The sequence below is a fragment of the Vibrio sp. 10N.222.48.A3 genome (genome assembly GCF_041475345.1).
GTDB classification, from domain to species: domain Bacteria; phylum Pseudomonadota; class Gammaproteobacteria; order Enterobacterales; family Vibrionaceae; genus Vibrio; species Vibrio tasmaniensis_A.
On the sequence record NZ_JBFRVX010001006.1, the window covers coordinates 1 to 992 of the forward strand.

At 42.9% G+C, this 992-nt stretch carries 2 protein-coding genes and 1 pseudogene; all 3 read left to right on the forward strand.

What is annotated here, in order from left to right:
- A partial coding sequence (locus tag AB4653_RS22980) for a rhodanese-like domain-containing protein (RefSeq protein WP_372105407.1) occupies positions 1-136 on the forward strand: 136 nt, incomplete at its 5' end.
- A 99-nt stretch (positions 137-235) separates the two neighbouring features.
- On the forward strand, positions 236-703 hold the full coding sequence (secB, locus tag AB4653_RS22985) for a protein-export chaperone SecB (RefSeq protein ID WP_009847959.1): 468 nt from the start codon (positions 236-238) through the stop codon (positions 701-703).
- A 178-nt stretch (positions 704-881) separates the two neighbouring features.
- Positions 882-992 (forward strand): annotated as a pseudogene (locus AB4653_RS22990) (glycerol-3-phosphate dehydrogenase); the annotation flags it as partial.

Sequence of the window (992 nt, forward strand, 5' to 3'; positions counted from 1 at the left end):
ATGTAAGACAGGTCAAACAGCTCAAGAAAGCGCTAACCTACTGGTTAAAGCTGGTTTCGAAAACGTAAGCGTGCTGAAAAGCGGCTTAGTGGCTTGGAGCGAAGCTAACCTACCTTTGGTGAAAGGTAAAAAGTAGTTAAAGGTAAGCTGACCTAACTAAACGAATATGACTTTAAGGTTTTGTTCAACAGAGATGGCGAACGAAGCCTAATTATAAATTTTTAAGGATAAGAAAATGGCTGAAGCAGCACAACAAGACGCACAACAGAACTTCGCAATCCAACGTATCTTCCTAAAAGACGTATCTTTCGAAGCGCCAAACTCTCCAGACATGTTTCAAAAAGAGTGGAACCCAGATGTAAAACTGGACCTAGACACTCAAAGCCGTGAACTTGGCGAAGGCGTGTACGAAGTAATCCTACGTCTAACGGTTACAGTTAAGAATGCAGAAGACACTGCATTCCTTTGTGAAGTTCAACAAGGCGGCATCTTCTCTGCAAGCGAAATGGAAGCTGGCCAACTAGCTCATTGCCTAGGTGCATTTTGCCCGAACATCCTGTTCCCATACGCTCGAGAAACAATTTCTAGCCTAGTGGTTAAAGGTACGTTCCCACAACTGAACCTAGCACCAGTTAACTTTGATGCTTTGTTCATGAACTACCTACAAAACCAAGCTCAGCAAGCTGAAGGCGAACAGGCTTAAGTCTCAAAGTAGAACTTAACTCCAACGATTCAAGCGCTAGTTAGCTTTTAAATGCACATCGCAACTTCTGCGATGTGCATTTTTTCTTTACACTGTACTAAAATTGAAAGCTCCTCTGATTTTAGTGGAAAGCTTTTCCAGAACTCTTCGATTTCCCTCATTATTTTTAGGTGGAAGCATGACAGAAACAATTCGCCCGACAATCTCGACAAACGCTTACGGCAAAGAGATCGCCATGACAGTAATTGGCGCAGGTTCTTACGGAACCTCTTTAGCTATCTCTCTAGCG